Source organism: Frankia alni ACN14a (assembly GCF_000058485.1).
Lineage (GTDB): Bacteria > Actinomycetota > Actinomycetes > Frankiales > Frankiaceae > Frankia > Frankia alni.
The window spans coordinates 2,949,381-2,965,715 of record NC_008278.1 but is presented as its reverse complement, the minus strand read 5'-3'; the positions used below and the strand labels follow the sequence as shown (position 1 = coordinate 2,965,715).

Sequence of the window (16,335 nt, the reverse complement as noted above, 5' to 3'; positions counted from 1 at the left end):
GCGGGGGATCATCCGGGGTGAACGCGCTCATGGTTTGCGTCCGAGCCCGGCGTAGATACTCACCTGCGCATCCGTGAGATCCGCGGCCGTCGGGTCGTCGGGACGCCACCGGTGCGCCACCTGCACACCCGGGTCGACCAGCTCCAAGCCGGCGAAGAAACTGGTTATCTGCGCGTGGCTGCGCTCGACCGCGGTGATCCCCTGCTCCCGGTATTTCTCCGCCATCTGCCCCGCCGCCGGATCGAGATCGGCGGTCGCGTGGGTCAGCGCCAGATAGCTCCCGGAGGGCAACGCCTCCAGCAGCCGGCGGACGATCCCATACGGGTCGGCGTCGTCGGGCACGAAATGGAGGATCGCGATGACGGACAGCGCAACCGGCTCGGTCAGGTCAAGGGTGCTCTGTAGCTCGGGCGCGGTCATGATCCGCTCGGGGTCGCGCAGATCGGCGTCGAGGTAGGCCGTCCGGCCCTGCGGGGTGCTGGTCAGCAGCGCACGGGCGTGGGTCAGCACGATCGGATCATTGTCCGCATACACCACCCGCGTGTCCGCAGCGATGCCCTGGGCGACCTCATGCAGATTCGGACTCGTCGGGATACCCGTGCCGATGTCGAGGAACTGCCGGACCCCGACCTCACCGGCGAGGTAGCGGGTCGCGCGGGCCATGAACTCGCGGTTCTCCCGGGCCATCACCCGCGCGCTGGGGAACACGGCGAGCGCGTCCTCCGCGGCCTCCCGGTCGGCCGGGAAGTTGTCCTTCCCACCCAGGTAGTAGTCGTACATCCGCGCTGAATGCGGCTGGTCGGTCCTCAGGTCCACCGAGGACAGCGAAGAATCAGTCATTGTCTGCCACCATTCCCGAGGCTGAGACTCGATCCCTTCGTGATTTGTGGTGGTCACTGGACTCCTGCTGGCATGAGAGGGTCGCTTTCAGTGCCGCGGGCCGCCGCCGTGACCGCCTCCCACGCCGAAGCCGGTAGGCGGTACTCGCGGGGGTACTGATCGCCGTGGATGAGGTGGAGCTGACCGCCGCGCAGGGCCGCGAAGCCGACCGCGTTCCGGCCGGCCCAACGCACCCACCTGTCATCCAGCGCGTCGAGCGTGCCCGCGCGGACCGCGTCAGCCAGACCCGCCCAGGCCGCGCACGGCATCCGCAGCTCACGCTCCACCCCGACGGAGGCATAGCGGATCGCGATCTGGTCGCCGGTCCGGGTGAGCGCACAGCCCGCGACCACCGGCGGACTGTCCATGGCTGCTCCTTCCAGGAAGATGGAGCCTCCCCACCCACGGGATCCCCGCGGATCCTGGCGCGGCGCGGGCAGGGAGACGACGGGGATCAGGCCGCGACCGGCTCCGGCGCGGGCTCAGCGGAGCGGGTTCCCCCGATGCCGCCGAGCAGCAGGGCCCTGACCTTGTCCAGTTGGCCGGTGCGGAGCCGGGCCGCCTCGACGATCTGCTCGTCGGTCAGATGCGCCCGGCCCGCCGTCAGCGACTCGACGTACAGGTATCCGACGTCCCGGACGAGGTCGGCGTAGGCGTCGACCTGGGCCAGCGCGGCGGTGACCTCCTCCGGCAACAGCCGGTGCGGCCGGTTGAGCACCTGGTGGAGAGCGACGGCGACCCCGCCCCGCTGCTCCACCAGCTTCTCGACCTGCTCGGTGTAGGCCGTGCACGCACCGGCAATCTTCGGGAGCTGCGCCATCTCTAGCGGCAGATGGTGAAGCTCCTCGATGAACAACCCCGCCGTCGGGACGACCGAGGTGGCGACAGCGCCAGGAAGAGAAAGCATGTGGATCTCCAGAGGGAATGTGAAGGTGTAGCTGCCCTATCCGCATTTCAATCGCAGCCGTCCACAGGACGTGAAGGGGAAAACACGCCGTCTGGGCAGGCCACGGGCCACGGATAGGGCAGGTCAAAGGACGCCGACACGGAAATGGCGGCCAGAATGCACCGGTAGGACAAATCCTGGTAGACCGAGGCGCCGGCAGCCCGGCGACCTACCAGCCGTACATGGTCCGCAACTCAGTCCAGGCCCTGCCCGGGCTACGGACCGGAAGAGAGGGGGTCGGCAGATCTGTAACCGGCCCCCTCCCCGGACGGGTGGCCGCCGCCGAGCCTCCGCGCAGCTCGACACCAGCACTCCCCGTGGGCGGATCCGCGAGGACAGCTCGATCCGAGCGGCGGCCGCCCCCGGCGGCGGTCGGCATCCCAACAGGAGGACCAGTCGGTACCACAGGCCCTCCTCCTGAACGCTGGGTGACAGCGGACGCATCCGCCGGTAGGGGACATGCAACCGTGTGCGGCAGATCTGGTACAGACTGTTCCTTGGGAACGCACGCGTTCACGACCGAGTAACGTGACCACCGCCGGGAGGGGAGCCCACCACCGTGCACGACGATCCGCCGTCGCCGAGCGCCCGCGAGGCGTTCGCGGCCCTTGCCGATCGGCTCTTCAAGCAGCAAGATCGGTCCTTCACGGAGCTGGCGGACGCGATCGGCAGTAACCGGTACGCGGTCTCCGCCGCGATACGAGGCCAGCAGAACGCGAATCCCAAACTGCTCCCCGTCAGGCACGTCGTCAGGGATCTGGACAACGAGCTCGGCGCCGATGGCCAGTTGATCCGCGCCTGGCAGGCAGCGAAGCTCGAAGCCGCCGCGCGGGACGCCGGGCTCGACCTCCCACGGGGTGGACTCCTCCCTATCCTGGAGCGCACAGTGATAACGGAGGAGGTGAGTACTACGGACAGACGCGCACTACTCCGCCTTGGAGCGGCCACGCCCGCCATCGCCGCCGCGCTTTCGCTCGCGGAACGCGCGTCGCTGGCGATGTCGACGACGCCGGCGGAGTGGACCCTGACCCGGCTCGAAGAGGGCACGACCACGATCGCGGAGACCTACTGGTCTACGCCCCAGGACAAGCTGCTCGGCGCTCTCCTGTCCTGCTGGGAGCAGTCCGAGGAGATCGCGCAGGCGACGCGCCAGCCGGAGACACAGGCCCGAGTCGCGGGCATCGCCGGCCAGTATGCGTACTATCTGGCACGCCTCGGTTACCACACCGGCGACCGTGAGCTCGCCGCGGGGTTCGCCACAGTCGCCGAGCAGTACGCCGCCCACGCCGGAGACTCTCTGCTTGCCGGGAGTGTCGCCGGTCTCCGGTCGTGCATTGCATTCAACGCCGGGCGTTACACGCAAGCCGCTCGCTTCGCGCAAAACGCGATACGTCAGCCCGAGGTCGACCCCTATGTCCTGCCGCGCCTTGCCGCCTATGCTGCTGTGGCTGAGGGCGCTGGAAACCGCCCTGACCGCGCACGCCAGGCGCTCGAAGTTATGCAGGAGGCGCCGCTCGCGGTGAAGCGCCGCGCCGGCGCTGCCCTGTTCGACCCCGAAGAGAAGCATCTGTACACCGCTCTCACCCTCGCTGAGATCAATGATCCAGACGCCGAGCCCGCCGCTTACGATGCGATCGAGATCTACAAGCCATACGACACGCAGAGCCGCAGTGTCACGTGGTGTGCACTCGCTCTGGCGCTGCGGACGACCGACCCCGGCCGCGCTGCCGAAGCGGCGTCGCAGGCCCTCACGGTCTCCGAGGCGTGGCCGTCCGCCCCGGTCGTCACCCGGGCGAGCCGGGTACATGTTGAGCTAACCAAAGATCATCCCGATCTGCGGGAAGTCGCCGCACTCGGCCAGCGGCTTGCCGAGGTCTGACCCGCGCATGAGACAGGTCGACCGATCTCAGAACAGCCCGGGTTGGTCGCCTGTGGGCCATCCTGGGACAGGGAGGCTGAGGGGGATTCCGGCGAGGTTGTGAAGCTCGTCGAGTGTGGCCGGTCGAGAGCTGTCGAATTGGTGGGTGAGGGTGGCGAGGAGTAGCCCGGCGCCGATTGCGTCCCACAGTGCGCGGTGGGGTTGGCTGCCCGCTGCCAGTTCGGTGACCTGCCGGGTGAGGTCGTGTCGGTCGAGCAATGTGGTGAGGGGGTTACCTGTACGCACGCCGAGGTGTCGGGCGAGTCGAAGGGTGTCGAGCAGCCCGGCGGGTGTGACGGTGGGGCACCGGCGGTGCAGCAGACGCCAGTCGACGCCGACGTTGTGGCCGACGAGGATCCGGCCATTCAGCCGGGCGGCGAGCTCGGGTTCCACTCGGCCAAGTGGTGGACTGCCAGCGAGGACCTGGTTCGTCAGGCCAGGTGAGAGCCATGGCCGGGCGGCGATACGCCGCCCGGGGTTGATGACCGTGGTGTAGGACTCGGCGATCTGCATCGCGCCGGCGTGCAGGGGCACGAGGGCGATTTCGAGGATGTCTTCCTGATCACCGTCCTGGGCGCCGGTGCCTTCGAGGTCGATCGCGACGAGCGCGGCGTCCTGCCAGGTACCGGTCATCGGGCATCCGATCGTCGGGGCGAAGCCAGTCGTCGGTATCGAACCGTACTGCGGTGCCGAAGATGGGGCCATCGGGTGGACTGAAGGCCAAGCCGTGCGGCGTCTTATAGCTACTGTCGCGCCGTGACGTGGGCGGTCAGGGCATTCCAGAGCAGGTTGAGGGGATGGTGGGCGTCGTAGCGTTGCCGTTCTCCTTTCCTGCCGAAGATGCCGGCGAGGACCTGGAGCGGGGGCTGGTAGTCGTCGGTGAGCCGGACTAGGCGGAGTCCGGGGCCGCCGGGGAGTCGGCCGTCGAGAGCCGCTTGGGCGGTGGCGTGGGTGGCGAGTAGTGCGCCACGTACGAGGGGGGAGCGCAGAAGCGCCAGGCCGTAGTAGATGTTGTCGGCTTCGGCGACGATCCGTAGCTGGCTGGCGTAGTCCGGCCCGTACCAGCGGCGGAGGAATTCGGCGATCAGGCCGGCGGACGGGGCCAGCAGCGGGATGGTGGGCAGGCGCTGCTGGTCGACCGCGTCAACAGGCAGGTCGTGTAGGGGCAGGTTGGTGAGCAGGGCCAGGTCCTCGCGGTGCCACTCCAGGACCTCATAGGCGTCGGGGATCGGGTCGGGGCCGGGACCGGCGGGGATGCTGCCGGCGACGAGGTCGACGTTCTTGGCGTCGAGCTGAGCCCACAGCTCGCGGGATCGGACGTGGACGATGTTCAAATCGATCTCTCGGCGGGTGAACTCCTCAGCCACGGCGGGCCAGACCTGAGCGACAAAGTCGATGGTGAACTCGGTGGTTGCCACGGTGATGGTGGACCCGAGGCGGCGCCGGCGGTCAAGGATGCCGGTCGTCCACTCGGTGAACATCGCGCGGGCGATCCCCGCGACGGTCTCGCCGGTGGGGGTGAACAGATAGTCCTGCCCACGGCCTTGTTTGACGGCAAGCGGCTCTCCGCAGATCGCGCTGAAGATGCGGTTGAGGGTGTCGACCTGTTTGCGGACGCTGGAATGCTCCCGACCCAGCAGGCGGGCGGCCTGCAGGGGAGAACCGCTTTGGCAGACGGCGAGCAAGGTGCGGAGCTGGTCGAAGGTGACGTCCAGCAGCGGCGCCGGGCAGCCGAGCGCATCGGCGATCTCCTGGGCCGCGGAAACTGATAGTTGCACAGGCATGTCTGCCACACGAGCCGCCTTCCAATGTTCTCCGGGGAAACGGGCGGGGAAATGCGAACAGCTCCCCCCCAAACTACTCCGAGATGTTCTCGGGGACATCGAGACGGCGATATCGGGAAACGGGGACACTGCGGGTCGTGGCAATCCGGTCACAGGTATCCGGAGGAGCGTGTCCCATGTCGGCCCGGAACATCGCCCGCGCAGGTGAACAGGCATCGTCCTGCTACTTCCGTACCACCACCGACGGAGAGAGCAGAAAGGCGCTGGTACAGATCGACGAGCGGTGCAACCTGCACTGCGCGCACTGCTTCGTCTCCGCGACACGGCAGGGCCAGACCATGCCCTACGAACGGATCGTCGACACGGTCATCCCCCGGCTGGCCGAGTGCCGCGTGGAGCGGGTGACGCTGACCGGCGGGGAACCCACCCTGCACCTCCGTTTCCTCGACGTCGTGACCGCATTCCGCTCGGCGGGGATGGCGGTAGGGATCTGCACCAACGCCACGACCCTGACCGCCGCCCAGATCGACGCGCTGGCCGCGATCGGTGGGGTGCACTGCAACGTCTCCCTCGACGGCTTCGCTCCCGAGTCCCACGGCCGGTTCCGCGGCGACCGCGACAGCTTCCACACGACGATCGCCACCACGAAGGCCCTGGCCGCCGCGGGCCTGCTCCAGGGCCTGCTGTGCACCCCGAACAGCCTGGCCGACATCGACGAGTACCAGGCGCTGTGCGCGTTCGCCACCGAGCACGGCGCCCGCTACGTGCTGATGAACCCACTGTCCTCGATGGGCCGCGGCGTCAAGGCCCAGCGCGCGCTGGCCACCGCCGACGAGCACATGGCCGACATCGTCGCCCGCACCGCCCCGTTCGACAGCGACGACCTCGACGTTGTGCACATCCGTTTCCCGAACTTCGGCGGGCTGCCGTTGGCCGGCTGCGAAGCCGGCACGATCATCTACGTGTTCACCGGTGGCGACGTCACCGTCTGCCCCTACCTGGTGTTCGCCGCCCGCACCCCGCAGTCCCCGCACGACCCGGCCGAGTTCATCGCCGGAAACATCCTCACCGACCCCGACCTCGCCGCCCGCCTCGACGCCTTCCGGTTCACCGACCGCTACCCGATGGGCACCAACACCTCCTGCCAGAGTTGCACCATCGCCGGGTCCTGCGGCAAAGGCTGCGCGGCGGCGGTCATCTCCGCCGGGCAGCGCATCGGCGCCCTCGACGAGCTGTGCCCGACCGCCCCCCAGCCGCGCAGGGTCCTGCCGCTGGTGTCCGCGTGAGGCCCGGCCTGTTCGTCAGCGTCGACGGACCCGGCGGCGTCGGAAAATCCACCACCCTCGCCACGGTCACCGAGATCCTGCGCGACCAGAAGGTGCCGATCCATGCGACTACCGAACCGTCACGTAGCCCGATCGGGAACCTCATCCGGGCCAGCACCAACAGCCACCGCGGGCTCGCCCTCGCCCACCTCGTCGCCGGCGACCGCCATCACCACGTCACCACCGAAATCATCCCCCGCCTCGACGCCGGGGACGTCGTCGTCAGCGACCGGTACATCCCCTCCAGCCTCGTCCTCCAACGCTTCGACGCGATCACAATCCCCACCATCTTGGAGATCAACGCCGGGTTGTTGCAGCCGGACCTGGCGGTGATCCTCACCGCAGCTCCGACGGCGATCGCCGCGCGGATGGCCGCCCGCGGCGGGGTCACGAACAGCCGCTTTGAACGCCACCCCGACGCCGCCTGCCTCGAAACCAGCTACTACCAGGATGCGGTCGCCGCCTTAACCGAGGTGGGCTGGCCCGTGTCCGTCTTGGACTCCACCGCCCTCCCCGGTGCCGAGGTTGGGAGGATGCTCGCCGAGCAGATCCTCATCCTCTACGCACAACGGAGAAACGGTGACCTCTCCGGCCAAGCTGACATTGCTGACCTTCAACATCGGTAACCCGTCAGCCGACCGTGCTCGACGCCAGCTTGACTGGCTTACCAGCCGCGACGAGCAGATCCTCGTGCTCACCGAGACGAAAGACAGCGCCGGATGCCACCTGCTCGCCGACGCCTTCGCCGGCGCCGGCCATCAGGTGGTGCACCGCTGGCCCGAATACGGCCACTACGGCACCATGGTCGTCAGCCGGGTCGAGGCTGAACCTGATCCGTTCCCCGATCGGGTCGGCTACCTGGCCGCCCGCGCCGCCGCCGCCGCCGTGCCCACCGACCTGGGCCCGCTACGGCTCATCGGCCTGTACGTGCCCAGCCGGGACGCCAGCGCCGAGAAGACCGAACGCAAAACCAAATGGCTCGCGGCCTGCCACGCCGCGCTCGCCGGCAGCGAACACCTTCCCACCGTCCTGCTCGGCGACCTGAACATCCTCGAACCCGACCACAGCCCGCGCTACCCGTTCTTCGCGCCGTTCGAGTACGACTTCTACCGGGCCCTGCTCGACGAACACTGCCTCGTCGACGCCTTCCGCGTCCTGCACCCCACCGACGCCGCCTACAGTTGGGTCGGCCGTTCCGGCGACGGCTATCGCTACGACCACGCCTTCTGCTCCGCCGCGCTGCGCGACCGTGTCGAGGCCTGCGACTACCTCGACGAGCCCCGCCTTACGAAGCTGTCCGATCACTCCGCGCTCACCCTGACCCTCACCATCCCCGGCGCCCAACCCCGCCCCATCACCGTGGCCGGCGGCGCCGACGAACCCGACACGCTTTTCTGACCCCGGCCCGGCGCCCCTTCCGCCCGGCCCGGTCCCGCTAGGCTTCGGTCGCCCCCGGACGCCTTGGAGGACCCCGCCCTGTGAGCCCCATCCGCGAGATCGAGGTCAAGTACCGCGTCGACGACCCCGACGAGCTCCACGCCGCCCTGCAGCACCGCGGTCTGACGCTCACCCCGCCCGTCGTCCAGGACGACCAGGCTTACGCCCGCGCCGGCTGGCGGTACGGCATGGGCCGCATCGGAGTTCCCTTCGCGCGCCTACGCAGCCAGGACGGCCGGCACCTGTTCACGGTGAAAACCCCGGTCGACAACACCATGGCCTGCGACGAACAGGAAACCGAGATCGCCGACCGCGAGCAGATGCACCAGGCAATCCTCGCCATGGGCTTCACCCCGACCGTCCGCATCGTCAAACGACGCCGCACCACCCGCCACGGGCACATCACTCTCTGCCTCGATGAGGTCGACGGCGCCGGCGTGTTCCTCGAGCTCGAACAACTCGCCGAGCCCGACGAACACGCCGCCGACGTGCAGGACCGCCTCGACACCTTCGCCCGAAGCCTCGCGGGCGGGCTGCACCGCACCGCCGACACCTACGACACCATCATCCGCCGCTCGCAGAACGTGCCGGCGTAGAAGCCGCGGATCGATCCGCCAGCGAACCACGCGCCCGCCTGGCCTCGTCCTAAGCCAGAACACCACTCAGACGCCGGCTGTCGAGGCGGCGATCCGCCGCGTGCACCAACACCATCCTGAGCCTCGCACCCCGCACGATCTTCAACGGGTCCCTGAGGGGATTCTCCTGATCGTCGTGGGCCTGGAGAAGCAGACCATCCGCATGGCCGGCCGGTGCGGTACAGAGCCGGCTCACCCGTTCGCACCGCCTGGGGAAAGTGGTCTTCGGGGATTGTTCACGCGGAGGCGCCGATGCGGTGGGCGAAGGTGCGGAGTCCGGGCATGTTGCCTGGGGCGTAGAGCAGTTCACCGACGACGGTTCTGACGCTGGGGCGTCGGACGTCTTCTGGTGCGTACCGTTCGGCGGCGAGCAGGGCCTGGTAGACCTTGTCCGGTTTGCCGAGGGTGCGGTAGGTGCGGGCGACGTCGAGGCAGTATCGGGCTTGCCGTTCCGGGGAGGGTAGGCGGGTGACGTCGACGGTGCGGGCGTGGGTGAGGGCTCCGGTGCTGTCGCCGAGGGCGAGGTGGACGCCGATGCGGTAGAGCGCGACCTGCTGGGTGGTGAAGTCCGGGGTGAACAGGCCGGTGACGGGGCGGTCGTGCAGGCGGTGCGCTGCTTGTTCGGCTTCGCCGGCCAGGTCCAGGGCGGTGGGTCGGTTGCCGCCTTGCGCTGCGGCGTAGGAGGCGGTCAGCAGCAGGGAGCCGTACGCGGCGAGGGTGTTGGGGTCGGGGTTGCCGTGGTCGGCGCCGAGGTTGAGCGCGGTGGTGGTGAGCAGGTCCGCGGCGGCGTCGTAGTGGCCGACGCGGCGCATCGCGATGGCGACCATGCGGGCGGCTTCGCCGAGGGTCGTCGGGTTGCCGCTCGCGCGAGCGGCACGCAGTGCCCGGTCGGCGGTGACCCATGCCAGCGGGTCTTGGTGCTGCTTGATGCACCACTCGGTGGTGAGGGAGTACGTGTCGGCGAGGACGGCGGACGTGGCCTCGCGGATAGTTCCGATGCTTGCCGCCTGGCTTGTCTCACCGAGGGTGATCAGGTGGGGTAGCTGATCGGCGAGGGTGGCGTACCGGGCGGCACGGAAGTCGCTGCGGGCGGCGGCGAGCGCGGCCCGTAACTGCTCGACGGCCACGGGGGCTACAGCGGGAGCGGCGGTGAACAGCACCTGGTCCAGCCGGGCGGTCGATATCTCCTGCGGTGGTGCTGGCGTCGCATGGGCGGGCGCCCCGATGGCTACCGCGGCGGCTGCTCCTGCTCCGGCCGCGAGGAACCTGCGCCGATGCACCCGGTCGTCACCATCCTTCGTGTCCGTCGCGGTCAGCGTAGCAGCAGGTATCTCCAGGGTTGCGGGGGCGACGGGCGTGTCGGAGGGATTGCGGTGGGCGGGAGCCAGCCCGAGTTGTTCCGGGGGAATGTGCAGGACGTTTGCTATGGAACGCAGCGTGTCCAGGTCTAGGGAGCTCTTGCCTGTTTCCAGCCGGCTGATTGCCGAGGCGGAGTAGCCCAGCGTCGCGCCGAGTTGCCGCTGGCTTTGGTGGGCCGCGAGGCGAGCGAGCCGGATCGTTTCACCGATCGTCGGATCGTGGTTCGAGGTGGAGTCCATGGGCATCACCCCCGCCTGCACCATAGCGGGGTGTGTTGGGATGTGCACAGGTTTTGCGTGTTCCGCATCGTCTGTGCCAACTAGGCGCACAGCCCTTTCCCAACGGGCCGCGGACGTGCATGGTGAGAACACCCCCAGGAACCAACCGCTTCTAGCCGGCGGCCCTACTCCCAGCCTCATCGCCGACGTTCCGCAAAAGGAGGTGGAAATGGACCCCTGTCCCTCCGCGAGTGCCGGCGCTGTCGGTTCGCACCATCGTGGTGGGTCACGCTAGCCAGCAAAAGCGGGAGACGGCCTTGATCCGCGGGTCGGTCCGCGCCGGCGGGTGCGGGCGACCAGGGCCGCGCAGCCGCTCGAGGTAGAGCGCAGTGGCGGTGGCAGACTCGGACGACGACGGAGACCCCCGGGAACACAGTTCATCCGAATCATTGAACTAGTTGCGGGGACAATTCATCTAGCGATTGAGGTGACAGGTTGACCGTCGACGTCGTACATGCCGCTGAGTTGCGAAATCGAGAGAGGACACCATGACGAGCGTCGGCACGATGGGCAGCGAGAGCCTTCGTAACGCGATGGTCGACCGGTTCGTGGCCGATCAGGCGGCGGAAGGCTCCTCGCCGCGACCGGAGGTGGAGAGGGCGCTGCGGACCGTTCCCCGTGAGCTGTTCACGCCGGGCCTTCCGCTGGAACAGGCGTATGAGAACGAAGCTGTCCTGAAGAAGATGCGCGGCGACGAAGCCATCAGCTCGGTGTCGGCGCCGTTCCTGATCGCGCGGATGCTTGGTCAGGCGGCGGACGCGCTCAACGGGCTGGATGGCCGCCACGTGCTGGAAATCGGCAGCGGTGGCTACAACGCTTCGCTGCTGCGGGAACTCGTGGGCGCATCGGGATCGGTCACCACGGTCGACATCGACCGTGAGGTGACCGATCGGGCGGTCTCCTGCCTGGCTGCGGCCGGCTATGACGACGTCACCGTGGTGTGCGCGGACGCCGAGCATCCGATCGTGCCGGCCCGCACCTTCGACCTGATCATCGTCACGGTCGGGTCGTGGGATATCCCGCCCGCGTGGATCGATCAGCTCACCGATGATGGCGTGCTGGTGCTGCCGCTGCGCACGTTCGGGATGTCCCGGTCGTGGGCGTTGCGGCGCCGCGAGGACCGTCTGGTCAGCGTGAGCCAGCGGTTGTGCGGGTTCGTCTCGATGCAGGGCGCCGGCGCCCGTGAGGTGCGCTACGTAGACATCGCGGACGGGGTTCATCTGCGGCTGGATGAGGGCCAGCACGTCGACCCGGCCGCGGTCGCTGATCTCCTTACGACGCCGCGCGAGCAGGTGTGGGCCGGGGTGAGCCTGCCGCCCCGCACTGACCTGTCCGACCTCGATCTGTGGCTGGCGACCCGGCCGCGACGCGACGCGGAACAGTTCGTTGTGCTCTCCGCGCAGGAGGACGCCGTCGAGGCCGGCATCGTCACGCCTTCGTGGCGGTTCGCCGTCCCGGCCACCTTGGAGGCCGGGACGCTGACCTACCGGTCGGCGCTGCGCTGGACCGACCGGCATTTCGATCTTGGAGCATGCGCCCACGGGATTGTGGCCGCTGCGGCGGCCGGGCGGATGGTCGAGCACATGCGTGCGTGGGTGGAGGCGGGCAGCCCGCCGCCGGTGCTGCATGTCCTTCCCACGCGCACCCCGGACGGCGACCTGCCGGACGGGGCGGTCCTGGACAAGCGGCACTGCCGCCTCGTCCTGGCCTTCACCCCCCATGAGAAGGGAACCCCCTGATGGACGACGACTACGAACTGGATCTGCGCCTGGTCGACGCCGGAACCGCCGCAAGCGGCCACGCCACCAGCACCGATGACAACTGTGGCTCGGGCAACACGAGGTCGGACGCATGCACGACCAAGGCTGACGGCAGCTGAACCCGCTGCCCCGGGAGCGCCCGGCCTACTCCGGCCGGGCGCTCCGCCCATCCAGCGACGCGGAGCCAGAGATGTACCAAGCGGCCAACGTGGCATTGATCAGGGCCGCCTCCTACCCCCGAGATCTGCGGCTTCCCGCATGGCCCGATCTGACCGCGAACCAGGCCGGCGAGTGGCTGGAGTGGCTGCGGGAGGTATGGGCGCTGCCGGAGTTCGCGGCGGCCGTCGGCCAGGCTGCCCCTGAGCTGGCCGCCCAGATCACCCACGTGCTTGCCCAGGAACCGATGGCAGCGCGCAGGCTGCGGCGTCTGGTGGAGACGACGGTCCGCTATCTGCTGCGGTGGACGACCCGGCCAACGCCCTTCGGCAGGTTCGCCGGCGTGGCTCCCCTCGCGTTCGGCCCCCGCGCGGCAGTCCGGTGGGGCGACCAGCACCACGAAGTTGTCCGCTTGGACGACCGCTCCGTCGCCGACTACACGGCAGCGGCGGAGCGGGACCTGGCGACGCTGCGCAAGGTCACAGTCATGACGAACACGCTGGGGTATCCGCGCGGCGGGGTATGGGTGCTGCCCTGCGCACGCGCCGAAGGCGACCAAGTGTGGGACGTCGAGATCAAGCTGACTGATCCGGTGCGGGTGGCGATCGAGAAGGCCCGTGCCCCGATCCCGTTCCGGGAACTGGCCGCGACGGTGACCGACGGCCAGGCCACGGCAACCGCGAAGGTGGAGCGACTGCTGGCCGCCCTGGTGGGCGCGGGTGTGTTGCTGTCGGCAGTCCGCCCTCCGATGACCGTCACCGACCCGGCCGCGCACCTGGCCCGCCACATCGCTCTCCCCAACCCAGGCGAGCGGATCGCGGTCGATCTACGGGTCGACTGCTCGGTGACGTTGCCTCCCGCGGTGGTCCGCGAGGCGCAGGACGCCGCCGCCGCGCTCGTCGCCATCGCACCACGCCTGCCTGGCTGGGACGCCTATCATTCCGCGTTCAGTGAGCGGTGGGGGCCGGGCGCGGCTGTGCCGCTGCGGGAGGTCGTGGGCGTTCTCGGGTTCCCCGCTGGTTACCGGGGGTCGCGTCGCCGTGATGCGGCGATGTTCACCGCCCGGGATGCTCTGCTCGCGACCCTCGCCCAGGGTGCTGCTCTGGACGGATGTGCCGAGGTGGTCCTGGACGACGATCTGTTCGGACGGCTTCGGAGCGAGGACAAGCGGCCGCCGATCCCGCACACCGAACTGCGGTTCACTCTCACCGCGGAAACGCTTCAGGACCTCGACCGCGGCGCGTTCACCCTGACGGTGGTGAGCGGGGCCCGCCACGCCGGTGTGGCCGGTGGCCGGTTCCTGCACCTGCTCACCCCCACCGAGCTGGACCAGTTCCGCAACGTCTACGCCGAGCTGCCGACAGCCTTACCCGGCGCGGACGCCGTGCAGCTGTCCGGGCCTCCGCTCGACCCCCGGCTGGCTACCGTCGCCCGCACGCCTGAGCTGCTACCGGTGCTGCCCGTCGGCGACCTCCATCCCGATCCGGTATGCACGGTGGACGACCTGGCGGTGGCCGCCGACGGGCAGCGGCTCTGGCTGGTGTCGCGCCTGACTGGTCGGCCGGTCGAGCCGCTGTTGTTCAATTGCGTGCTCCTGACGACCCGCCAGCAGCCGCTCGTCCGCTTCCTCACCGAGATCTGGACAGCGTGGACAGCGCCGTGCGCCCGGTTCGACTGGGGGCACGCTCGCACGTTGCCGTTCCTCCCGCGGGTCCGCCAGGGTCGTTCGATCCTGCACCCGGCCCGCTGGATCATCCCCGCGGAGGCGTTACCCGCCCGCACCGCACCCTGGTCGCAGTGGCGGGCCGCCTGGCACCAGCACCACGAACGCCGCCGGCTGCCACGAGAGGTGCTGATCGGCGGCGACGACGTACGGCTACGGCTCGACCTGGACGAGAACGCCCACCTCGGGGTCCTGCGCAGCCATCTCGACCGGCACGGACACGCCGTCCTCGCCGAGACGGACGGACCGGCAGGGTGGATCGACGGCAGACCCGCCGAGCTCCTGCTCACCCTCACCCGCACCCCGCCAGCCCACCACCCGCCTGCCCGGCCGGCCCATCCCGTCAGCATCCTTGCCCACAGGCCCGGCCGGTCGCATTGGCTGGACGCCCGCCTCCACGGACACACCGATCACATCCTCACCCGACTGGGCGAACTCCCCGGCCTGCCCACGGGCTGGTGGTTCCTGCGCTACCCACACCCCGAACCACACCTACGGCTACGCACCCCGCTATGCGGCGCCGCCCGGTTCGCCGACGTCGCCCACGACCTCGCCGGGTGGGCGGAGCGGCTGCACAACGACGGACTGCTGGCCGACTACACCCTGGCTACCTACCGGCCCGAAACCCGCTGGGGACGCGGCCCGACCCTCGCCGCAGCCGAAGCGGTGTTCGCTGCCGACTCCCGCGCCGCCCTCGCCTGGCCGTCCGGGAACCGGCAGGGCGCCACCGCAGCAGGAATGATCACCATTGCTGATGGATTCACCGGTGACGGTGCGCGCTGGCTCGTCGACCACGCGCCCCACGGCGGCGGGCCCCGCCTGGAACCCGCCCAACTCGCCGAGGCCCGCGCGCCCTACGGAGACGACGGCCTGACCGCGGCGCTGGCCACCTACCGGACCCTCGCCGCCCGAGACGGCCTCGACCTGGACCAGATGCTGGCCGACCTGCTGCACCTGCACCACGCTCGCATGATCGGCCCCGACCTGGCATCCGAACGGCACTGCCTGCGCCTGGCCCGCGCCACCGTCCAGACAGACCTCGCCCGGATCAGATCATGACAGCGGGACAGTCCCTCGCCGACGGAGCGGCGGGCATCGCCCTGCTCCACCAGGAAACCGGCGCGCGGGCGGCGATGTACACGGCGCTGGAGCAGGCCGTCGCCGACGGCGTCAGCATCGCCGACAGCGCCAGCCTCTACTACGGCGCTCCCGCCCTCGCGTTCGTCCTCGCCGGCACCGACCAGCCCGGCCTCGCGCGAGCCACCGCCACCGCTGCAGCGGGAACCGCGACGCTGACCCGCCGCCGCCTCGGGGCGGCCCACCGCCGCATCGACCATCGCCGCCGGCCGGAATACGCCGAGTACGACCTGATCCGCGGACTGACCGGACTCGGCATCGCCCTGCGCCGCGTCGGTGAACGTGACCTGCTCGGCGACGTGCTCACCTACCTGGTGCGCCTGACCGACCCCATCAACGGCCTCCCCGGCTGGTGGTGCCCGCACGGCCCCACCCGCGACCAACCGGCCCCGCCGGGCGGGCACAGTAATCACGGGCTGGCTCACGGCATCACCGGCCCGCTCGCGCTCCTAGCCCTCACGCTGATCGACGGCGTGACGGTCGACGGGCACGCGGAGGCGATCACACGGGTCTGCCAGTGGCTGGACACCTGGCAGCGGCAGACCAGCGAGGGTTCGTGGTGGCCCGAGTTCGTCACGCTCGACGACCTGGACCGGGGCGAACTACACCTGTCCCGCCCGCCGCGTTTGTCGTGGTGTTACGGCGCGCCCGGCATCGCCCGCGCCCAGCAGCTCGCCGGCCGCGCCCTCGGCGACACCGCCCGCCAGCGCACCACCGAAAGAGCCTTCGCCGCCTGCATCACCGATCCGGCACAGCTCGGCAGCCTCGTCGACCGCGGCCTGTGCCACGGAACCGCCGGGCTCCTCACCGCCGCACGCCGGATCGCCGCCGACGCGCTCACCCCGATCCCGATCGAACCGCTGGCGCGCCTGCACCAGCACACCACGCCCGCGGCAACCGAACCCGCCGGATTCCTCGACGGCGCGGCCGGCGCCCACCTGGCCATCGCCGGGACCACGACCCGGTGGGACGCCTGCCTCCTGCTCTGCTGACCGAAA

General features: G+C 69.8%; 15 protein-coding genes. 9 read left to right on the top strand and 6 right to left on the bottom strand.

The genetic code is table 11. From position 1 onward, the window contains the following. Nucleotides 1–27: 27 nt before the first annotated feature. The 3 genes from FRAAL_RS11825 to FRAAL_RS11815 all read right to left on the bottom strand — a co-directional run bounded on the left by FRAAL_RS11825 (nt 28) and on the right by FRAAL_RS11815 (nt 1,786). Complete coding sequence (locus tag FRAAL_RS11825; RefSeq protein ID WP_050997101.1) at nt 28–840, bottom strand: SAM-dependent methyltransferase; 813 nt, start codon at nt 838–840, stop codon at nt 28–30. A gap of 53 nt (nt 841–893) precedes the next feature. Further along, the gene (locus tag FRAAL_RS11820; RefSeq protein WP_011603867.1) at nt 894–1,247 is read right to left on the bottom strand and encodes a hypothetical protein; all 354 of its coding nucleotides are present in this window, start codon (nt 1,245–1,247) and stop codon (nt 894–896) included. An 86-nt stretch (nt 1,248–1,333) separates the two neighbouring features. Continuing rightward, complete coding sequence (locus tag FRAAL_RS11815) at nt 1,334–1,786, bottom strand: hypothetical protein (RefSeq protein ID WP_011603866.1); 453 nt, start codon at nt 1,784–1,786, stop codon at nt 1,334–1,336. 598 nt (nt 1,787–2,384) lie between these two features. On the opposite strand from FRAAL_RS11815, the gene FRAAL_RS11810 reads away from it, so the two are divergent. Continuing rightward, nucleotides 2,385–3,704, top strand: a complete 1,320-nt coding sequence (locus tag FRAAL_RS11810) for a hypothetical protein (RefSeq protein WP_011603865.1) — start codon at nt 2,385–2,387, stop codon at nt 3,702–3,704. Nucleotides 3,705–3,731: 27 nt separating this feature from the next. Here the strand turns inward: FRAAL_RS11810 and FRAAL_RS11805 are convergent, their stop codons facing one another. Both FRAAL_RS11805 and FRAAL_RS11800 read right to left on the bottom strand, forming a co-directional pair. Then, nucleotides 3,732–4,376 carry a 3'-5' exonuclease gene (locus tag FRAAL_RS11805; protein WP_041939188.1) on the bottom strand — a complete coding sequence of 215 codons (645 nt, stop codon included), beginning with the start codon at nt 4,374–4,376 and terminating at the stop codon, nt 3,732–3,734. Nucleotides 4,377–4,486: 110 nt separating this feature from the next. After that, on the bottom strand, nt 4,487–5,527 hold the full coding sequence (locus FRAAL_RS11800) for a LysR family transcriptional regulator (protein WP_041939187.1): 1,041 nt from the start codon (nt 5,525–5,527) through the stop codon (nt 4,487–4,489). Nucleotides 5,528–5,703: 176 nt separating this feature from the next. Here FRAAL_RS11800 and FRAAL_RS31635 point away from each other — a divergent pair, with 176 nt between their 5' ends. From FRAAL_RS31635 to FRAAL_RS11780, 4 genes are all read left to right on the top strand, one after another. Next, nucleotides 5,704–6,813 (top strand): radical SAM protein, encoded by a 1,110-nt coding sequence (locus FRAAL_RS31635; RefSeq protein WP_011603860.1) that lies wholly within the window; start codon nt 5,704–5,706, stop codon nt 6,811–6,813. Beyond that, nucleotides 6,810–7,478, top strand: a complete 669-nt coding sequence (tmk, locus tag FRAAL_RS11790) for a dTMP kinase (protein ID WP_011603859.1) — start codon at nt 6,810–6,812, stop codon at nt 7,476–7,478. Before FRAAL_RS31635 ends, tmk begins: the two co-directional genes overlap by 4 nt. Continuing rightward, nucleotides 7,432–8,250, top strand: a complete 819-nt coding sequence (locus FRAAL_RS11785) for an exodeoxyribonuclease III (RefSeq protein ID WP_197537266.1) — start codon at nt 7,432–7,434, stop codon at nt 8,248–8,250. Before tmk ends, FRAAL_RS11785 begins: the two co-directional genes overlap by 47 nt. 80 nt (nt 8,251–8,330) lie before the next feature. Further along, complete coding sequence (locus FRAAL_RS11780) at nt 8,331–8,885, top strand: class IV adenylate cyclase (RefSeq protein WP_011603857.1); 555 nt, start codon at nt 8,331–8,333, stop codon at nt 8,883–8,885. A gap of 275 nt (nt 8,886–9,160) precedes the next feature. Here FRAAL_RS11780 and FRAAL_RS11775 read toward each other — a convergent pair whose 3' ends face one another. Then, nucleotides 9,161–10,522, bottom strand: coding sequence for a helix-turn-helix domain-containing protein (locus FRAAL_RS11775; RefSeq protein WP_011603856.1), 1,362 nt, complete (start codon nt 10,520–10,522; stop codon nt 9,161–9,163). Nucleotides 10,523–11,049: 527 nt separating this feature from the next. Between FRAAL_RS11775 and fxlM the strand changes: the two genes are divergently transcribed. From fxlM to FRAAL_RS11760, 4 genes are all read left to right on the top strand, one after another. Beyond that, nucleotides 11,050–12,300 (top strand): methyltransferase, FxLD system, encoded by a 1,251-nt coding sequence (gene fxlM, locus FRAAL_RS11770; protein WP_011603855.1) that lies wholly within the window; start codon nt 11,050–11,052, stop codon nt 12,298–12,300. Further along, on the top strand, nt 12,300–12,440 hold the full coding sequence (locus tag FRAAL_RS31630) for an FxLD family lanthipeptide (protein ID WP_083866771.1): 141 nt from the start codon (nt 12,300–12,302) through the stop codon (nt 12,438–12,440). The genes fxlM and FRAAL_RS31630 overlap by 1 nt, the downstream gene beginning before the upstream one ends. A 71-nt stretch (nt 12,441–12,511) precedes the next feature. After that, nucleotides 12,512–15,259 carry a lantibiotic dehydratase gene (locus FRAAL_RS11765; protein ID WP_011603854.1) on the top strand — a complete coding sequence of 916 codons (2,748 nt, stop codon included), beginning with the start codon at nt 12,512–12,514 and terminating at the stop codon, nt 15,257–15,259. Continuing rightward, a complete protein-coding gene (locus FRAAL_RS11760; protein WP_011603853.1) occupies nt 15,256–16,329 on the top strand; it encodes a lanthionine synthetase C family protein in 1,074 nt (357 codons plus the stop codon). The genes FRAAL_RS11765 and FRAAL_RS11760 overlap by 4 nt, the downstream gene beginning before the upstream one ends. The last annotated feature ends 6 nt before the right edge of the window (nt 16,330–16,335 follow it).